Origin of the sequence: Paremcibacter congregatus, from assembly GCF_006385135.1 — a bacterium.
GTDB classification, from domain to species: domain Bacteria; phylum Pseudomonadota; class Alphaproteobacteria; order Sphingomonadales; family Emcibacteraceae; genus Paremcibacter; species Paremcibacter congregatus.
On the sequence record NZ_CP041025.1, the window covers coordinates 1,341,748 to 1,359,455 of the forward strand.

The 17,708-nt window shown below is 50.9% G+C and carries 16 protein-coding genes; 8 read left to right on the forward strand and 8 right to left on the reverse strand.

Annotation, left to right across the window (positions count from 1 at the left end; all coding sequences use genetic code 11):
• The first annotated feature begins 29 nt into the window (after nucleotides 1-29).
• A complete protein-coding gene (locus FIV45_RS05955; protein WP_099471468.1) occupies nucleotides 30-1,529 on the forward strand; it encodes a lipopolysaccharide biosynthesis protein in 1,500 nt (499 codons plus the stop codon).
• Here the strand turns inward: FIV45_RS05955 and FIV45_RS05960 are convergent.
• Nucleotides 1,517-2,152: an alpha-ketoglutarate-dependent dioxygenase AlkB gene (locus FIV45_RS05960; RefSeq protein ID WP_099471469.1), complete on the reverse strand. Its 636-nt coding sequence runs from the start codon at nucleotides 2,150-2,152 to the stop codon at nucleotides 1,517-1,519. The genes FIV45_RS05955 and FIV45_RS05960 overlap by 13 nt on opposite strands.
• A gap of 25 nt (nucleotides 2,153-2,177) precedes the next feature.
• On the reverse strand, nucleotides 2,178-2,858 hold the full coding sequence (locus tag FIV45_RS05965; RefSeq protein WP_099471470.1) for a 2OG-Fe(II) oxygenase: 681 nt from the start codon (nucleotides 2,856-2,858) through the stop codon (nucleotides 2,178-2,180).
• A gap of 188 nt (nucleotides 2,859-3,046) precedes the next feature.
• On the opposite strand from FIV45_RS05965, the gene FIV45_RS05970 reads away from it, so the two are divergent.
• Nucleotides 3,047-4,117 (forward strand): bifunctional transcriptional activator/DNA repair enzyme AdaA, encoded by a 1,071-nt coding sequence (locus tag FIV45_RS05970; protein WP_099471471.1) that lies wholly within the window; start codon nucleotides 3,047-3,049, stop codon nucleotides 4,115-4,117.
• A 61-nt stretch (nucleotides 4,118-4,178) separates the two neighbouring features.
• Here FIV45_RS05970 and FIV45_RS05975 read toward each other — a convergent pair whose 3' ends face one another.
• Together FIV45_RS05975 and FIV45_RS05980 are read right to left on the reverse strand one after the other, a co-directional pair.
• On the reverse strand, nucleotides 4,179-6,500 hold the full coding sequence (locus FIV45_RS05975) for a TonB-dependent receptor (RefSeq protein ID WP_099471472.1): 2,322 nt from the start codon (nucleotides 6,498-6,500) through the stop codon (nucleotides 4,179-4,181).
• Between the two features lie 221 nt (nucleotides 6,501-6,721).
• Nucleotides 6,722-8,122 (reverse strand): sodium-dependent transporter, encoded by a 1,401-nt coding sequence (locus tag FIV45_RS05980; protein ID WP_099471473.1) that lies wholly within the window; start codon nucleotides 8,120-8,122, stop codon nucleotides 6,722-6,724.
• Between the two features lie 255 nt (nucleotides 8,123-8,377).
• Here FIV45_RS05980 and FIV45_RS05985 point away from each other — a divergent pair, with 255 nt between their 5' ends.
• Both FIV45_RS05985 and FIV45_RS05990 read left to right on the forward strand, forming a co-directional pair.
• Nucleotides 8,378-8,812, forward strand: a complete 435-nt coding sequence (locus FIV45_RS05985) for a hypothetical protein (protein WP_099471474.1) — start codon at nucleotides 8,378-8,380, stop codon at nucleotides 8,810-8,812.
• A gap of 32 nt (nucleotides 8,813-8,844) precedes the next feature.
• Nucleotides 8,845-11,184 carry a molybdopterin-dependent oxidoreductase gene (locus FIV45_RS05990; protein ID WP_099471475.1) on the forward strand — a complete coding sequence of 780 codons (2,340 nt, stop codon included), beginning with the start codon at nucleotides 8,845-8,847 and terminating at the stop codon, nucleotides 11,182-11,184.
• 36 nt (nucleotides 11,185-11,220) lie between these two features.
• On the opposite strand, the gene FIV45_RS05995 is transcribed toward FIV45_RS05990, so the two are convergent.
• Nucleotides 11,221-11,493, reverse strand: a complete 273-nt coding sequence (locus FIV45_RS05995; protein ID WP_099471476.1) for a DUF4242 domain-containing protein — start codon at nucleotides 11,491-11,493, stop codon at nucleotides 11,221-11,223.
• Between the two features lie 105 nt (nucleotides 11,494-11,598).
• Nucleotides 11,599-12,150 carry a hypothetical protein gene (locus FIV45_RS06000; protein WP_099471477.1) on the reverse strand — a complete coding sequence of 184 codons (552 nt, stop codon included), beginning with the start codon at nucleotides 12,148-12,150 and terminating at the stop codon, nucleotides 11,599-11,601.
• A 290-nt stretch (nucleotides 12,151-12,440) separates the two neighbouring features.
• On the opposite strand from FIV45_RS06000, the gene FIV45_RS06005 reads away from it, so the two are divergent.
• Both FIV45_RS06005 and FIV45_RS06010 read left to right on the forward strand, forming a co-directional pair.
• Nucleotides 12,441-13,154: a winged helix-turn-helix transcriptional regulator gene (locus FIV45_RS06005; RefSeq protein WP_204602049.1), complete on the forward strand. Its 714-nt coding sequence runs from the start codon at nucleotides 12,441-12,443 to the stop codon at nucleotides 13,152-13,154.
• Between the two features lie 19 nt (nucleotides 13,155-13,173).
• Complete coding sequence (locus tag FIV45_RS06010; protein WP_099471478.1) at nucleotides 13,174-14,844, forward strand: tetratricopeptide repeat protein; 1,671 nt, start codon at nucleotides 13,174-13,176, stop codon at nucleotides 14,842-14,844.
• Here FIV45_RS06010 and FIV45_RS06015 read toward each other — a convergent pair.
• On the reverse strand, nucleotides 14,841-15,071 hold the full coding sequence (locus tag FIV45_RS06015) for a hypothetical protein (protein ID WP_099471479.1): 231 nt from the start codon (nucleotides 15,069-15,071) through the stop codon (nucleotides 14,841-14,843). The genes FIV45_RS06010 and FIV45_RS06015 overlap by 4 nt on opposite strands.
• 375 nt (nucleotides 15,072-15,446) lie before the next feature.
• On the opposite strand from FIV45_RS06015, the gene FIV45_RS06020 reads away from it, so the two are divergent.
• A complete protein-coding gene (locus FIV45_RS06020) occupies nucleotides 15,447-15,680 on the forward strand; it encodes a helix-turn-helix domain-containing protein (protein WP_165776916.1) in 234 nt (77 codons plus the stop codon).
• A gap of 91 nt (nucleotides 15,681-15,771) precedes the next feature.
• A complete protein-coding gene (locus FIV45_RS06025) occupies nucleotides 15,772-16,527 on the forward strand; it encodes a DUF5131 family protein (RefSeq protein WP_099471481.1) in 756 nt (251 codons plus the stop codon).
• Here FIV45_RS06025 and tcmP read toward each other — a convergent pair.
• Entirely contained in the window at nucleotides 16,524-17,375 is an 852-nt protein-coding gene (tcmP, locus tag FIV45_RS06030; RefSeq protein ID WP_099471482.1) for a three-Cys-motif partner protein TcmP, read from the reverse strand. The two genes, FIV45_RS06025 and tcmP, sit on opposite strands and share 4 nt — an antisense overlap.
• Between the last annotated feature and the right edge of the window lie 333 nt (nucleotides 17,376-17,708).

Genomic DNA, 17,708 nt, shown 5'->3' on the forward strand with positions numbered 1-17,708 from the left:
TTGTATCGAATTGAAATAAAGAAAAAATAATGGCATCAGAAGAAGTTCCCTCTTTATCACAGGATGTTATTCGTGGCGCCAAATGGTATGTCATGATGCGCTGGTCGATCAGGGGGTTGGGGTTTGTCAGCTCGGCTGTGCTGGCGAGGCTTCTGGTGCCTGAAGATTTTGGTCTGGTCGCCATGGTCTTGGTGATTTTTGGGTTGGTGTCGCTTCTGTTTGAATTCGGAGTCAACTGGGCGCTGATCCAGAATAACAAGGCGACCGATGATCATTTCCATACCGCCTGGACGGTTCGTGTTCTTCAATCCTGTGCCGTGGCTGGCGTATTAGCCGCCTGTGCGCCTCTGATTGCCAGTTCTTATAACGATGCGCGACTTGAAAATATTTGCTGGATCATGGCGTTTGGTATTTTTATCAGAGGATTTGAGAATATCGGCGTCATCAAATTTCAGAAAGATATGAAGTTTGCTCAGGATTTTGCTTACTCCGTGGCACCAAAAATCATTTCCACTTTCGTTACCATTGGTCTGGCCTTTTACTTCAGGTCTTACATGGCATTGGTCATGGGGACATTGCTCAATAGTTTCACGGTGGTTTGCGCCAGTTATATTGCCATACGCTTTAAGCCAAAATTCTCATTTTCTAAGATTTCTGATATATGGGGATTTTCGCAATGGATTTTGGTCAGTAATGTGGCGAAATACATTGGAACGCAGGGTGACGTTATGCTGCTGTCGTTTTTCTCTACGCCGGTAAATATCGGGTATTATAAATGGGGAACGGAATTGTCATATATGACAATGACCGAGATCCAGCAACCCTTCTCCAGAGCTTTGATGCCGGGGCTTGCTAAAATCAAAGATGATCATAACCGTCTTATTGCGGCTTTTTTAAAAGCCTTGAGTATGATGGCGGTTGTCGCCGTGCCGGTGGCATTGGGTTTTGGGGCAGTGTCAGAAGAACTTATCCCGCTATTTTTGGGGGGGGGCGATAAATGGCTGCCGGTTGTACCTCTGGTTGAAGCTCTTGTTTTTCTTTCCATGAGCTCGGCGTTGTACGGCATATCCGGGAGTTTATTGCTTATCACCGGGAATGTGAAATATACAGCCTATATTTCCTGGGTTCAGGCTGCGGTGATGTTGGTAACCCTGTATCCGGCATATTACTTTGCAGGTATGGAAGGCGTTGCATATTCAAGAGGAGGTCTCGGGATTGTCATGTTCTTCGTTGTCAGCTTGTTGGTGACAAATCGATGTAACTTCAGACTACAGAGCATTTTCAGCGTTGTATGGCGCCCGGCGACGGCCGGAATAGGTATGTTCGTGCTCTTGACGTCGCTATCTGATGTTTGGGTGCTGGATATCTGGATGTTGCTTGGGGTCAAGATCGTTATTGGCGTCGTTTTCTATGCGGTTGCCCTCTTGTTGTTATGGGGGCTTGCCGGGCGACCAGATACCGCAGAACATCAAATTCTGGGCTATATCAGGACCAAGTTAAAAAAACCGTCAAAGACTTACAAGGCCTGACGCAGGGTCAGGTTGATGCGGCCGTCACTCATATGGGCCGGGGCGTCGGGTAATAGTCTGCGTACCCCGTGAAAGTTAAGCCGGGCCGGCCCGCCAAAGACCAGAATATCGCCGTCATTGAGCCGAATATTGACTGCCTTGCCGCCGCGCTCCTGGCCATAAAGCTGAAACATGGCAGAGCGGCCGATGGACAGGGAGATAATCGGCTGGGAGAAGTCATTCTCATTTCTATCCTGATGCGGGCTGAGCGCAGACCCGGGGTCGTAGCGATTGATCAGACAACTGTCGGGACGAAAATCTTCATAACCACATTTTTCCGCCGCCGAGCGGGCGAGGCTTAATAAAGCCGCTGGCATCGGCGGCCAGGGCGTATTGGTTAGCGGGTCGGTTGGGCTATAGCGGTACCCTTTAGTATCCGATATCCATCCGACGGTTCCGCAATTGGTCAATGCCACGGCCATGCGCCGCCCGCCGGGTGTTTTCATATGGCGGAACGGCGCCTGGTCAAGCAGCTGTTGAACAATGTGCAAAACTTCCTGCCCGTCGAAAAAATTCGGCAGCAGGTAAACGCCTTCTTGCAGGCATTCTCTTTCGGGCCGTAAGGCGGAAAACAGATCGGTCATAAGGTTATTCTAATGGGTCGCGGGGTTATTTTCCATCATGAAATATGATCCCGAGGGCATGGCGGGTGCCCCAGCGGAGGGGGCTGACGCCATGACGTAAGGTCACGCGCGCATAGCCTCGGGCACTTTTTTCTGGTCGGTAATTGACAGCAAAGACAGCGGCTTCTCCCTGGGCGAGGGGGACGACTTGCGCTCTGGTTTGACGACGCGGACGAGTTTCGGTGAGAATAAATTCCCCGCCTGAAAAGTCATGCCCGGGCCTGTTCAGCTGAATCACCACCTGAAATGGAAAATACAGGGCGCCGTAGAGATCCTGATGCAGGCAATTATAGTCACCCGTCTGATATTTCAGTATGAGCGGCGTGGGGCGTTTCTGACCTTGGGTATGACAGTGCCGGATGAACATGCTGTGCTGATCCGGAAAGGTCAGACCACGGGTGCCTGTATGATCGGCCCATAGGCGGGCCAGGGGGACGAGCTGTGCATAAAGGTTTTCCCTTAAGAACTGTATCGCCTCTGGTAGGGGATAAGCGTAATATTTATAGTCGCCGCGCCCAAAGTTATAGCGTGCCATATGGATATGGCTACGAAACCGGCCTGTATCATAAGTTTTTATCATTTCCTGACACTGGGCAGGAGTGAATATCTGGCCGAGGGGCGCAATCCCGTGATCCAGCAAGGCGGTAAGTTTTTCGAGTGGGCACATAGAACGGGTCTTTCAAAAAATAAGTAGTTCCGCATCGTAGACGTGAGAAGACGTCAGTTCACTCCGGTTGTTGTGTTGTAATTAAAAAGCAGAAAACAGATTACGGCACAATATTCGGAGTTCAGCGGAGGAGACAAACTCTTAAGGTGATGCTTGACCAGATAGATTGAATTGAGGAGACTAGGTAAATGACCGATTATACAGAAAAACAGGCTTGGAAGGCGATCGCCGAACGTGACCCGACGTATGACGGGAAACTGTATTATGGCGTGATGACCACTGGAGTATTTTGTCGCCCGTCTTGTTCGTCCCGTCCGGCGAAACGTGCCAATATGAAGCTGTTCACTACCCCGCAGGCGGCGATGGAAGCGGGCTTGCGCCCATGTCTGCGCTGCCATCCAATGGATAATGCAGGGGGCAAGATCGGGCGTATCATGACAAAGGTCGCGGCCTATATTGATGGTCATGCCGAGGAGAGCCTGTCGCTTACCCTTCTGGCGGAGAAATTTTCCCTCAGTCCGGCGCATCTGCAGAAATCCTTTAAAGGACAGTTTGGGGTAAGCCCCAAGGCCTACCAGAATGCCCGGCGGCTCGAAGGTTTGAAACAGGCCTTGAAGGACGGCGATGATATTTCCGGTGCGATTTACGAGGCGGGGTATGGTTCGGTTAGTCGGGTCTATGAGCAGGTCGACGGGCGTATTGGCATGACGTTATCGGCTTATCGTGCCGGAGGACAGGGCGAACGCATCGCGTATGCCTATGGCCAGACGGCCTTGGGGCTGTTGCTGATGGCGGCGACGGATCGCGGGGTATGCTTTCTGCATTTCGGCGAGGAAAAAACAGCGCTCCGGGCACAGCTGGAAAAAGAATATCCCCATGCCGATCTTGTTCCGGGTTCGGCGGAAAATACGCCTGAGCTTGAGGCCTGGATTGCCGCACTTGATCATTATTTGACGGCAGGCGGCAGAAGTCCAGATATTCCCCTTCATCTCAACGGCACCGCCTTTCAGATGAAGGTCTGGCGTTTCCTGATGGGCGTGCCGGAAGGAACAGTACGGAGTTATTCGGAAGTGGCGGAAGCCATCGGGGCGCCGAAAGCGATCAGGGCGGCGGCGTCGGCCTGTGCGGCCAATAATATAGCCCTTTTGGTGCCTTGCCACAGGGTGCTGCGGCGCGATGGAGGGCTCGGGGGGTACCGCTGGGGGGAAGAGCGGAAGAGAAGCTTGCTGGATCAGGAGCGGAAGAAAGACCGGGTATAGAAATGTGGCATGAAAAAAGGCGGGTGTGATACCCGCCTTTTGCTTGGATGGATCTAATTTCTTAGAAGTTATAACTGGCGTTCACGCCAATCGTCCGGGGCCGGTTGGTGAAGGTCGCCGGATCTTCCTGTTCGAAATAGACCTTGTTGATTTCCGCCCGGGTATTAAGCAGATTGTTGACGAACAGCATTACCTGCCAGTTTTCAGTCCGCACGCCGGCTCTTAAATTCATCAGGCTATAGGCGGCAAGGTTTTGATTATACGGATGATCGGCGCGGTATTTTGTCCGGGTTTTCCCAACGTGAGAGAAATCCACCCGCACCATGCCATCCAGTTCATTTGTCACCGGGAAGTCCTTCTGGGCCGCGAGGTTAAGGTTCCATTTTGGCACGTTGAAGAAAGGATCACCAGCACGGCCTGAGTCCCGGAATTCAACACCACTGTCACCAATGGTCTGGGTTTCCGTAATTTTGGCGTCGGTGTAACTCAACATTCCGGTCAAAGTCAGACCTTCCATCGGACGGGCGGCGCTTTCCAGTTCGAACCCGTTTACGCGACCGGCTCCGGCATTGACGATAAACGGTGTGACGTTATATTCCCGCGCCTGAATATCATCCCAGTTTGTACGATAGACCGTGGCGTTAAAGGTCAGGCGGCCATCGAAGCCTTCTGTTTTAATGCCGAGTTCATAATTGACGATATCGTCGGATTTATACCGGGTAGGAATTTCCGTATCAACAAAACCGCCCTCAAGTCCTGGCGGGTTTAATCCTCCCTGGCGGAAGCCTTGCGCTACGGTAAAGAAAACCATCATATTATCGGTGGCCTGATAGGACAGGCTGCCTTTGAAGGTGGTTTTGTTGAAGCTGGCTTCATCTTCCAGTTTCGGCTGGTTGAACGGGCCGCCAAAACCGTGAACCAGTTGGCGGGTTTCTGAGATATTTGAGTCAAAGTAACGCATGCCGGCGATGGCGGTCAGTTTATCTGAAATATCAAAGGTAACCTCGCCAAACAATGCAGTCTGCGTCATCTTGCCATCAATTGTGCGATGGAAGAAAGATGGTTCCTGACCAAAAGGTGTGCCGCCGGCGCCGAGATAGTCATGATCCGGGCCGAAGACCCATGGACCGGTAGGGGCGCCGTCTGCGCCAACGGTCGCCACACGTACTTCCCAATCACGCTTTTCTTCGGCGTAAAGAGCGCCGACAACGAAGTTTACAGGACCGTCATAGTCTGAGGCAAGGCGAATTTCGTTACTCCAGATACTGCGTTGTTGTGGCTGATTGGTATAGGCGGGGACGGGCAGTCCGAAATAAACCAGAATTGGTGTGGAATCGAACCAGTAGTTTACTTCGCGGTCGAAATAAGATGAGGCCGCAGTTAGCTTAAGGGTATCAAAATCATAATCGAGCGTAATGCTGTAGATATCCGAATTGTCTGTAGAGGCGTCGAGGATATAGTCGCCGTTCACCAGATCACCCTGATATTCGGTATTATCTACTGTGCTGCCGTCAGCCAGAGGAATGGCGGCTCTTTTGGGATCTTCATGGAAGAAACGTTGACGACCGCCAATATCCATCTGTTGGTGAACCCACATGGCGGTCAGGGACATTTTTTCATTCGGTTCGAAACGCAGCATGGTGCGCAGACCGGTGGTCTTTTCTGTATTATAGTCTTCATTGCCGAGGCGAAGATTGTCGATAAATCCACTCTCGTCATGATGCCATCCAACTACACGTACTGCAAATTTATCTTCGACGATTGGCAGGTTGACCATGCCATGAACAATATAATTTGTGCCCCCGTCTTTGGTTTGCGACAGGGTGCCGTCGACATAACCTTCGGTCGCACTTGGGTTGGGTTTGTTGGTGATCATCTTGATGGTGCCACCAAAGGAACTCGCGCCGTATAGGGTGCCCTGTGGGCCGCGCAAGGCTTCAATCTGCTGCATGTCATAGACCTTGATGTCGACATTACGTCCGCCGCCATCTTCCGGGTTATTCCCCGTGAGAACAGCTTCATCAAGATAAATCCCTACCGCGGAACTTGCGGAAGAGCCAACGCCCCTCATCAGATATAATTTGTCGCCAGGGCCTTGATCGATCATGTAAAGCCCCGGAACGCTATAGGCATAGTCGTCAAAATCCGACACTCCCATATCTTTCAGGGTACTTTCGCCGAGGGCGGAAACGCTCATGGCTACGGACTGGATATCCTGGGCGCCGCGTTTGGTCGCGGTGACGACGATTTCTTCGAAACCAATGGTTTCATCCTCGACTGCAAATGCGGAGGAGGTGGGGGAAAGAAGAAGTGCCGCGAAAGAGACACTGGTGATCAGACGTGAAGTTTTAGAGGAGGCGTTTTTTTGGGGGGTGTATACCATGAGTAGTTCCTATCCGCTATATGTTTGTCGTTTTTAGTCAGCTCTTGCCGCAGCAAGATCAAGGCATCTTTTTTTTGGTTATTGAAAATCATCGTATGATATTTCATATTTTATGTCAAATTTTATTTCATGTGTAAAGTAAGTGAGTGCGGTCAGGGCCAAACGGAAAAGGCCCGCTGCATTATTCCTAACGCATCGGGCCTTTTCAAAAGGAGAGATTGTTATCCGGTGATCAGGGTGAGAAGGTTATTCAAATGTTCAACAGGATTACCAATGATCATCATGTAAACCACAATCGAAATACAAACCGGGGCGATATACTTGACACTGGTTTTGAGAAGCGCGAATTCGCGGCTGTCCCGGTGAAAGCCAACCTGTTCACATAGTGTATCCGGGGACATGGACCAGCCGACAAACAGGGCCAGCATCAGGGCGTTGACCGGTAACATGATATTGGCGACAGTAAAGTCCATCAGACCAAAGAGGTTTTTGTCGGCAATCGGGGTGAAGTCGCTCAGTACATTAAAGGAAAGCAAGATCACAACACCGACAGCCCAGGCGCCGATACCCGCCCCCCAGGACGTGGTGCGGCGGGACATGCCCATATCTTCAAACCAGGCAATGACCGGTTCCAGCATGGCGAGAGCCGAACTGAAGGCGGCAAAGGCCAGAAGAATGAAGAACAGTGTACCAAAGATAACACCGCCGGGCATTTGACCGAAGGCTATGGGCAGGGTGGCAAAGATCAAGCCGGGACCTTCCCCCGGGGTGAGGTTATATTGGAAGACGATTGGAAAGATCATCAGGCCAGCCAACACCGCGACGATCGTATCTGCAAGCGCGATCAGCCCGGCGGACTTGGGCAGGGAAATTTTCTCTGGCAGATAGGCGCCATAGGTGATCAATGCACCAACCCCGATGGCGAGAGAGAAAAGAGCTTGTCCCAGGGCCACCAGAACGGTATGGGCAGTGATTTTTGAGAAATCAGGATTGAACAGAAAGCTCAGTGCTTTTGACGCTTCCCCGGTAAACATGGCATAGGCGGACAGGAAGGCCAGAATGATGAACAGGCCAGGCATCATGATTTTAACCGCTGATTCCAAACCGTTTTTGACACCAAGGGAAATAATAACGATCACGGCGATCATATGGATGGTGTGCCACAAAGTCAGGCGGGGCCAACTGCCGGTAAGTTCGCCGAACATGGCGCCGGATGCCGACCCATCAATATCGGTGAAACTTCCCGTGATGGCCTTGATGATATAATCAAGGGACCATCCGGCGACGATGCTGTAATAGGTTAGCCCCATTAAAGGCACAAGAATGCTGAGCCAACCTACAATTTTCCAGAAAGGATGGTGGCCGCGGCGCACCATTTCGGCCATGGTGCCGATGGCGCTTTTTTTACCGGCGCGCCCAAGCGCCAACTCTGACATAATCAGGGGAATCCCGAGCATCAGAACGAAGCCGATGTAGATCAGGACAAAGGCCCCCCCGCCATTTTCGCCGGCGATATAGGGAAAACGCCACAAGTTTCCAAGCCCGACGGCCGCCCCGATGGAGGCGAGCAAGAACGCTGACCGTGATGACCATTTGACATGTGTGACTTGAGTTTCGCTCATTTTTTCTTCCCTGATTTTGTTTTGGAACAGCTTTCTGGACGGTTTTTATCTATTTGGCCAGCAACTGTATTTTATTGTCCCGATGTTAGTTCTATTTGAAAATGAAAGTAAAGCTATCTTTGTTAGATAAAATATTACTTGATATTTCATGCATAAAACAATTTGTAGGCTTGTCAATTAAAAATAACACCCCTGACAGAGAATATGATATGAAGAAAAGCAGGATGTGAAGGGATAAATTCTGAAAGCAGAGCCATGTTGACACAAGAAGTCGTTCATTCAGTATCGGTAACGGTAAGCAAAAATAAAGATCAGGTGTTTAATTATATAAGAGAGGGAAAAAACCTTTCGGAATGGTTGGTTGGGACCCCTGACGTCACGGAAATATCTCCGGGTGAGTATGAGGCATCCCGGGTTGAAATACGTTATATTTTTATTGAAAGCCTGCCGTCCTCCGATCCTGAAGGGCAGGATCTTGTTTATTTCGATGTGGGGGCGGAAAGAGACAAGATGAACCGGCGGATCATGGCAATACTGTCACCTGTTGCCGCGAAAGAGAATAAAATGCCGCAGTGTCATATTGAGTTGGTCGCCGGTCGGACTTCCGATATGAGCGACGTACGATGGCAGGATGTTTGTGACCGCCATGAAGCGGAAATCCATAACCTGAAACTGATTCTGGATCGCTGAAAATAACAGGCTGTGAGGGCGGAGGAAAAAATATGACAGATCAAAAAACGCTGACCTCCAGTCACTGGGGCGCCTATGAAGTGACTGTCAAAGACGACGAAGTCATCGGCTTTGAGGATTTTTCTCCAGATCCCACGCCCTCCGCCATCGGCCATAACCTGCCGGATGTGGTCAAGGGGGATTTGCGTATATCACAACCGATGGTCCGGGCAAGCTGGCTGGAAAATGGTCCATCGCAGGACGGAAATAAACGTGGCCAGGAAGCTTTTGTGCCGATCTCCTGGGATAAGGCTTATGAACTTGTCGCGAACGAAGTCACCCGGGTCGCCCGTGACCATGGCAATCAGGCGATTTATGGTGGCTCTTATGGCTGGGCCAGCGCCGGGCGTTTTCATCATGCCCAGAGTCAGCTGCATCGCTTTCTCAACCTGGCCGGTGGCTATACCCGCTCGGTCAATACCTATAGCAGCGCCGCCGGCGAAGTGATTGTTCCTCATGTTCTTGGCCACAGTTTTTATCAGGCGGAATTTCAGGCAACGACCTGGGATATGCTGGCGGAACATTGCGACATCATGGTGATGTTTGGCGGCATGGCGTCGAAGAACGGTCAGGTACATCCCGGTGGAATCAGCCGTCATATGGTGCCGAGCTGGATGGCGCGCTGCAAGGACCGTGGCACCGAATTCGTCAATATCAGCCCGCAGAAGTCAGACGTGGACGATCACCTGCAGTCCCAGTGGTTGAGCCCGCGTCCCAATACGGATGTGGCCTTGATGCTCGGCATTGCCCATACCCTGTGGCGGGAAGGGTTGCATGATGCGGCCTATCTTGCGCGCTATGCCACGGGATTTGAAACGTTCCTCGCCTATCTTACTGGTGAGACAGATGGGAGTGTCAAAGATGCGGTCTGGGCGGCGGACATTACGGGCATTCCGGCGACGGATATTGAAACTCTGGCGCGCCGCATGGCGGGCAGGGCCTGCTTTATTTCGCTCAGCCTGTCGGTGCAACGGGTTGATCACGGGGAACAAAGCTACTGGATGGCGATTACCCTGGCGGCGATGCTCGGGCAGCTTGGCACCGCTGGCGGCGGCGTCGGTTTTGGCAATGGCGCGCTCGGCGGGGTCAGCAACCCCCGCTTTCCTTTCAAGGGGCCGACCTTTCCGCAAGGCAAAAACCCGGTGTCAGATTTCATCCCGGTGGCGCGGGTTACCGATATGCTGCTTAATCCCGGTGCATCCTTTGATTTTAATGGCACTACTCATACCTATCCCGATATCAGGCTGGTCTACTGGGCGGGCGGCAATCCCTTTCATCATCAGATGGACCTGAACAAACTGGTCCGCGCCTGGCAAAAGCCGGAAACGGTGATCGTGCACGAGATTTACTGGAACGCTATGGCGCGTCACGCGGATATCATCCTGCCGGTCTCGACGGTGCTGGAACGCAATGATATCGGCTACAGCGCCGCTGACCCCTATGTGATCGCCATGAAGCAGGCGATTGAGCCAGTGGGCCAGGCGCAAAGTGATTTTGCGATCCTCACAGGCGTGGCCGGGAAAATGGATCTGGACCAAGCCTTTACAGAAGGCCTGGATGAGGCCGAATGGCTGAGACGAATGTATGGTGAATTCCAGAATAACGGGACCGAAGCGGGATTTGATGCTCCGGACTTTGATGTCTTCTGGCAGGAGGGTTATATTAAACTCGCTTCACCGGAGAAGCCGGGGGGATATCATGGCAAGGTCTATCTGAAGGACTTCCATACCGATCCGGAATTGTCTCCTTTAGGGACCCCGTCGGGCAGGATCGAGATTTTTTCGGAGACAATTGAAAGCTTCAATTATCCCGATTGTCAGGGCCATCCCCGCTGGTATGAACCGGTGGAATGGCTGGGCGGAGACCAGGCGAAGGATTTCCCGCTGCACCTGCTGTCCAATCAACCGAAGTCAAAACTGCACAGTCAGATGGATCACGGCAAGATCAGTCGCGCCGACAAGATAAATGGCCGCGCTCCGGTGACTCTTAATCGTCAGGACGCCGCGGCGCGGGGCATTGCGGACGGGGACACGGTGCGGCTCTATAATGATCGCGGGGCCTGCTATGCCGGTGCGATCCTCAGCGATGATTTGATGCCCGGTGTGGTGCAGCTTGCGACCGGGGCATGGTTTGACCCGCTTTACGGCAACCATCCCGTTCGAAATTCAGTCGGTACCGATCGTCATGGCAACCCTAACATCCTGACCCGTGATAAAGGCACCTCTCGCCTTGCCCAGGGGCCTACGGCCCATACCAGCCTGGTGGAGGTCGAAAAAGCACAGGAAGACCTGCCCGAGGTTCGGGCCTTTGCCCTGCCGGATATAACCTCCTAGACAAGAGGATAAAAGGCGGTCCGGCAGGGTCAGGATCTATCCCGCTGTGGTTGGGTCAATCATTCGCTTTATTTCGGTGATATGATTGGCCGGAAAACCAGAAAGTTCAGCGTGTCGTTTTATAATGTCCTTATCCTTGGCCAGATAAACGCAAAAGGTTTTGTTTGCGGCAACGTAGCTTTCAACCCATTGGATATCCGGACCAAGTTCCGCAAGGACACTGTTTGATTTGTCAGCGGCATCACATAACTGTTGTTCTTCAAAGTGACCGACATCGGGAATATCCCGTTCAATGATAAATTTCTTCATCTCAGTTCCTTCATATGTTCTGTCCAGTGTTTAAATGTACTAAACTCGACTTACCGTCGCCATGACTTGAAACTGTGGCACGTCATTTAAAGATTTTAACGGGTTCTATTCAATCGGTGGCGCTATTGGTACCATGATATGTTCCAGCGGCGTATCTCCCCACATGACATAAGGCCCGGCGGCCTTTGGGGTGCGCGGCAGGCCTTTAAGAAGGGCCTTTGGCAGCAGCAGCATCAGATGCGGGCCTTCCTGTATCCACATTCCGCCATCATTGGGGTCTGTCGCGGTGGGATCGTCATTGTTGACCAGTGCATCCCCCTGCAACATATAAGATACGCCAATCACATCGGTGGTGAAGGATGTTCCGTTCTTCGCCGCGTCCATCCAGGCCATCCAGACCTTATCGTTGCACATGGGGTGTTTGTCGCCGGGGATCAGGCCAACACCGGGGAAGCATATCCAGCCGTTGTCGCCTTTCCGCAGGACCGTTCCGTCCACATCCATGATCGTCGCCTGGGCGGATACAGTTGGCGGCGCTGCAGACATGGCGCGGGCTATTTTGTCGGCGGTGGTTTCCGATGCATTGGCTGATCCGGCTGCGCAGAGACCAAGTCCAATCAGCGGAGTAAGCAGACTAAGGAATGTGTGTTTTCTCATGGTATTGCCTTTATTTTTTCAGTGAGGTTGATATATCAAGTCGCCATTTTTGACGGAGAAGAGTAAATTGTGGACTTGACTTATAAACCGCCGTTTGGGGTGGTTTTGACCTTGAACGCCATATCGTCTTCTCCATTTTCTATGACTGAACCCATAATAATCCTATGGCGACAAAGCGTCTAGTCCGGGAACTGGACCGACCAGTACAGCTTCTGTACTATTTGCAGGGGGGAATACGTGTTATGATACTTACAATAAGAAAACGTATTATATCATCAGGGGTAGTGAAAATGGGTCCAAAAATCAGCTACGGGCAATATTGCCCGCTGGCCATGTCGTCCGAATTTCTTTGTAATCGATGGACTTTACTGGTGCTGCGGGAGTTATTGTTGGGGTCGACTTCCTTCAATGATATCGGGCGGGGTGTGCCACGCATGTCGCGTACCCTGTTATCCAGCCGTCTGAAGGAGTTGGTGGAGATTGGCATTCTCGCGAAGCAGAAAAGCCGGAAAAGCACCTCTTCTCATTATGAATTGACGGAGTCCGGACGGGCTCTGGGGCCGGTGGTGATGAGCCTTGCCGGATGGGGACAGCAGTGGCTGGAAGTGGAACCGTCATTAAAGAATTTCGATACCGACGTTTTGATGTGGGATATTCGGCGTAACACCAAACCTTTTGATGAACTGCCGGATCCTTTTATCGTACATTTCTGCCTGACGGACGTACCGGAAAATGAGAGTGATTACTGGCTGGTGTTCGAAAAAGGCCACGTGGATCTTTGTCATATTGATGAGTCTTTCAAGGTGGATGTGGAATTGGTCGTCTCTGTACGCAAACTGACCAAGGTCTGGATGGGCTGGGAGGATTTCTCCACCGCCGTGGCGGATGGCAGTCTGGTCCTTCAAGGACCGCAACAATACACCGACATTGCCGAGAAATGGCTCGGCCATAGTAGCGTTGCTCATATCAAAAAGCACCCGCCGGAAAGGCGTGTGAATTATTAACGACAGCAGGAGAAGCAAGATGTTCTTCAAATTATTGATGAGTATCATGACCGTTATCTTTATGGTCGGCAGCACGCAGGCCCAGGTGCATGACCCGCGGGCTCTTGCGGCGGACCCGAAGACGGCGACCGCCCCGATCGCGCCGAAGTTGACGGGGCTCGGGCATCACCATATCCCGGTGACCACCAGTAACCCGGAAAGCCAGTATTTCTTTGATCAGGGGGTGCGGTTATTCCTCGGGTTCAACCATTCAGAAGCTCTGCGATCATTCAAGGAAGCCATCCGGCTTGACCCGGAAAACGCCATGGCCTATTGGGGCTGGGCGCTGGTGTTGGGGCCAAACCTGAATCTGCCGATGCAGGACAACGTGGTGCCCCGGGCGTATCAGGCGATCCAGCAGGCGGTGAAACTGAGCCCCAGGGTATCGGCGAAAGAACGCGGTTATATTACGGCGCTGGCCACCCGATACGGGCCAACCAGCGCCGACCGGGCGGCCCTGGATCATGCCTATAGCGCCGCCATGAAACAGCTGATGGATCAATATCCAGAAGACAATGACATCGCGACATTGTATGTGGCGGCGGTGATGAACACCAATCCGTGGAATTACTGGTATCCGGACGGCAGCCCCAAGGGCCGTACGGCGGAGATTCTGGCGATCCTGGATCGCGTCACTGCCCGCGCGCCGGATCATGCCGGGGCCCATCATTACCTCATTCATCTGGTGGAAGCCTTCCGGCCGGAACTGGCCGAACGCAGCGCCGACCTGCTGCGGCCGTTAATGCCGGGGGCCGGGCATCTGGTGCATATGCCGAGCCATATTTATATGCGTCTCGGCCGCTATCAGGATTCCTACGAGGTCAACAGCAAGGCGATCCTCGCCGACCAGTCCTATATCACCCAGTGTCAGGCCCAGGGACTGTATCCCCTGCGGTATTTCCCCCACAACATGCATTTCCTGGCCTGGTCAGCTATGTTTCTGGGCCGCAGTTCAGATGCGCTCAATGCCGCCCGCAGTGTCGCCAATCCGGATAAGTTCGTTACCAAGCTCAACAATTGGGGGCTTAACGAGACCTTTCTTGCCCAGCCGATGTTTGTCATGATCCGCTTTGGACAGTGGGAGGACATGCTGGCCGAGCCCAGGCCGGTGACCAAGGGATATTTCCTGAACGGCATCTGGCATTATGGTCGCGGTCTCGCCTATTTGCATCAGGGCAAGCTTTCAAAAGCCAGGGCGGAACTGAAGGAACTCGTCGCCTGGCACAATCGCGCCCTGAAGGATACGGCCTATAACGGCGCCTTTTATTTCAACGACACCCTGTTCGCCATCGCCGAGGCGGTGTTGCAGGCCGAAATCCACGGCAAGGCGGGCGATTATACCAAGGCGCTCAGTCAGGCGGATCGGGCCGTGCGGCTGGAAGAAAGCCTTGATTACAACGAACCGCCCAACTGGTATTTCCCCACCCGCCATATCCTTGGCGCGGTGCTGATGGACGCGGGAAAACCGGCGGAGGCAGAGGTCGTCTATTGGGCTGACCTGCAGCAAAATCCCGACAATGGCTATGCCCTGTTTGGCCTGCATCAGGCGTTGATGGCACAGGGTAAGGCCGATCTGGCGGCGGTGATCAAGACGCGGTTTGACAAGGCCTGGTCCCGGGCCGATATGGCGTTAAGCTCGTCGCGTTTTTAACTCGTGTCCGACGGGCAGGGGGTGGCATGGGTGAAGTCCTGTTGGTCCCGTAGGGTGATCAGCAGGGCTTCGACGTCTTCCCAGAAACGGGTGTTGTCCACGTTATTGTGGGCGGCGGCGTAATATTTGCGCCGTGATGTTTCATAAAAAGGATCGGGATAGATGTCCTGCAAGGTCTGCGCGGCCTCGGCCACGCTAAGGATGTTGTAAAGGTTAAGTTGGTCCATAATCTGCCCTCCAAATTGTTTTATTGGGGGACACCAAAGGTGACGCAACACAACAAATCTCTGGTGCCGGGGGCTTCAAAGCACTTACGAGCAGTGTGGGCTGTATTTCTCAGATGAGTATTCTATTCCAGCACCACCCCCGACAGGAGAAAGTTACTCATGCCTCTTGGATCGGGCATTCTCTGTCGGTCCTGTATAATACAGGCCCATAAAAAAACCACTCAAAATCGGGAGTGGGCCGACTCGTAGACGCTTTGAAACGCCACTGCCACAGGGCAGCACACTCATAATAACACACGGGTTATGTAAAGTGCAACCAATTTTAGGATACTATAGTATCTTTTTATTTTAATGAATTCCCGACTACATAGGGGAATGATTAAGAAAGAAATAGGTGCAGAATTGAGACGGATGCGGGTTGAGCATGGCTTGACACAGGAAGCTTTGTCTCACAATGCTGACATCAGCATCAGCTTTTTGAAAAAGCTTGAAGCGGGGAACAAACAGCCAAGTGCTCTAACCCTGTTTAAATTGTCCCGCGCACTGGAAACAACCCCCGACAAATTAATTCTCCCGACCTACCAGAAGTGGCTTGAAGCTGAGGGATGAAAAATAGTTTGATATAACTCTTTGGTGTATATCCCGTGACGGATATTATAAAAGGTGTTATGCTTCTGATAATCATCTAATAGGATAATTAATGTCTTCTAGCAAAATCGAATGGACAGAAAATACTTGGAATCCGGTCGCTGGTTGTGCCATCGTATCTCCAGGTTGTACTAATTGTTATGCTATGAGGATGGCGGCACGATTGGAGGCTATGGGGGTTCAAAAATACTCTAACTTGACCCGAAAAACTGCAGGAAAACATAAGTGGACTGGGGAGGTATTCTTAGACAATAGAGCCCTTTCTCAACCGTTCAAGTGGAAGAAAAGTAGGCGTGTGTTTGTCAATTCTATGAGTGATTTGTTTCATGAAGCTGTCCCTGACGATTTTATTAAAAAAGTTTGGGATGTTATGGCAAAAACGCCACAACATGAATATCAAATTTTGACTAAACGACCGAAACGAATGCAGGAGGTTTTATCAAAATTACCCGTTATCAAAAATGTTTGGGTAGGTGTCAGTGTTGAAAGCTCAGATTACAACTTCCGGATTGATTTGCTTCGTGACACCCCTGCACATGTTAAATTTATCTCCTTTGAACCGCTAATCGGTAATGTGGTTGGGGCTAATTTAACGGGAATAGATTGGGCAATCGTCGGCGGAGAATCAGGGCCAGGTGCTCGCCCAATGGACATTTCTTGGGTAGAGTATATCCAGAATATTTGTAAGGAGGCAGGAACTGCATTCTTCTTCAAGCAATGGGGTGGTATCAATAAAAAGAAAACAGGACGAGAGTTGCATGGCCGGACGTGGGATGAATATCCAGAAAAGGTTAGAGTGGCGGTTTAGCAATTTTTGACAATATGTGTGATGATCCGTTTTGCAAGAGCAATAGCGGCAGGGCTTGGGTTAGAAATAGCATAATAAAATGAAAAGAACGGCACACCTTTTTTAGGTAGTTTTACGGGAGAGGATACATATGAAAAAACTTCATTTAGCCTACTATATATCATATTATCAAAAACGTCAGCACCTCTCTCACGTTCTAAGCTAATTTCGGAATCGAATAGTGAAGTTTGTCTTGAAGGTTTGTAAAGATTCTTCCAATCATTAGTTCCCAATACTTTAGTGAGAACGCCCTCCTTATATGGCTCAATATTTGATATCTTCCCAGCGGCTTGCCTAAAAACACCAGCTAAAGGGAATAAGTAGCAGACATCAATCCTTTTTGTGGCGGCTATGGCTTTTAGAGTTTCAAATTCTACTTCCATCCCATATGGGTCTAAAAAAAGTAAACCTCTTTTCCTATTCCACTTTATGTTCTGGCAAGTTTTTTTTACATGGTAATTTGCATCACCCTTTAAGATTGTTATGTTTCTGTTTTGATTCTCTTGTTTTATTTTTTGAAGGTTTTCGATTTTTGCTTGGTCTTTTTCTATAAAATATAGCTCTTGAAATTGAGGGATCATATTCAAGGCTACTTTGACCGACCCATCATATTTTATTTTGCCATTTTGAGTTAAGTTCATGGGGTCCTCCACAGAGGCGACTCTTTCGCCCGTTCCGGCAAACGCATCAATATAGACCAAATCAAAGTGATTTTTCCCACTAAGTGCTCTTGTGTATGCAGTCATGTATGATTTTAATAGGGTTATTTTTATTTCGGTCCAGTCACCGCCATATCTATGTTCAACCATTTCCCCATACTTCCTCTAAGACGTTTAATTTACCTGTAACGCTATTCTACCTTTAAGAGAAAGTCTATTATTAAGTTATCGCAATTGTTCATGTTCCTGTGGGCAAGTGGTGATTTCAACCTTCCTGGCCCTCTCATACAAGATCGAGAGTCAGTATTTGGTTCTATTAGAAAATCCTCAAAATGTTTTCCGCGTATATGGTTTTCCGCTTGCCCGGAATGATACCTCCCCGGAGAAGTGATTAAACTCTGTCTATTGAGTGTACGCAAAAGTCCGGGCTGGAGGACGTGTTATTGTAGAGCTGTCACGGGGCCCCGTATCCGGTGCGCATTG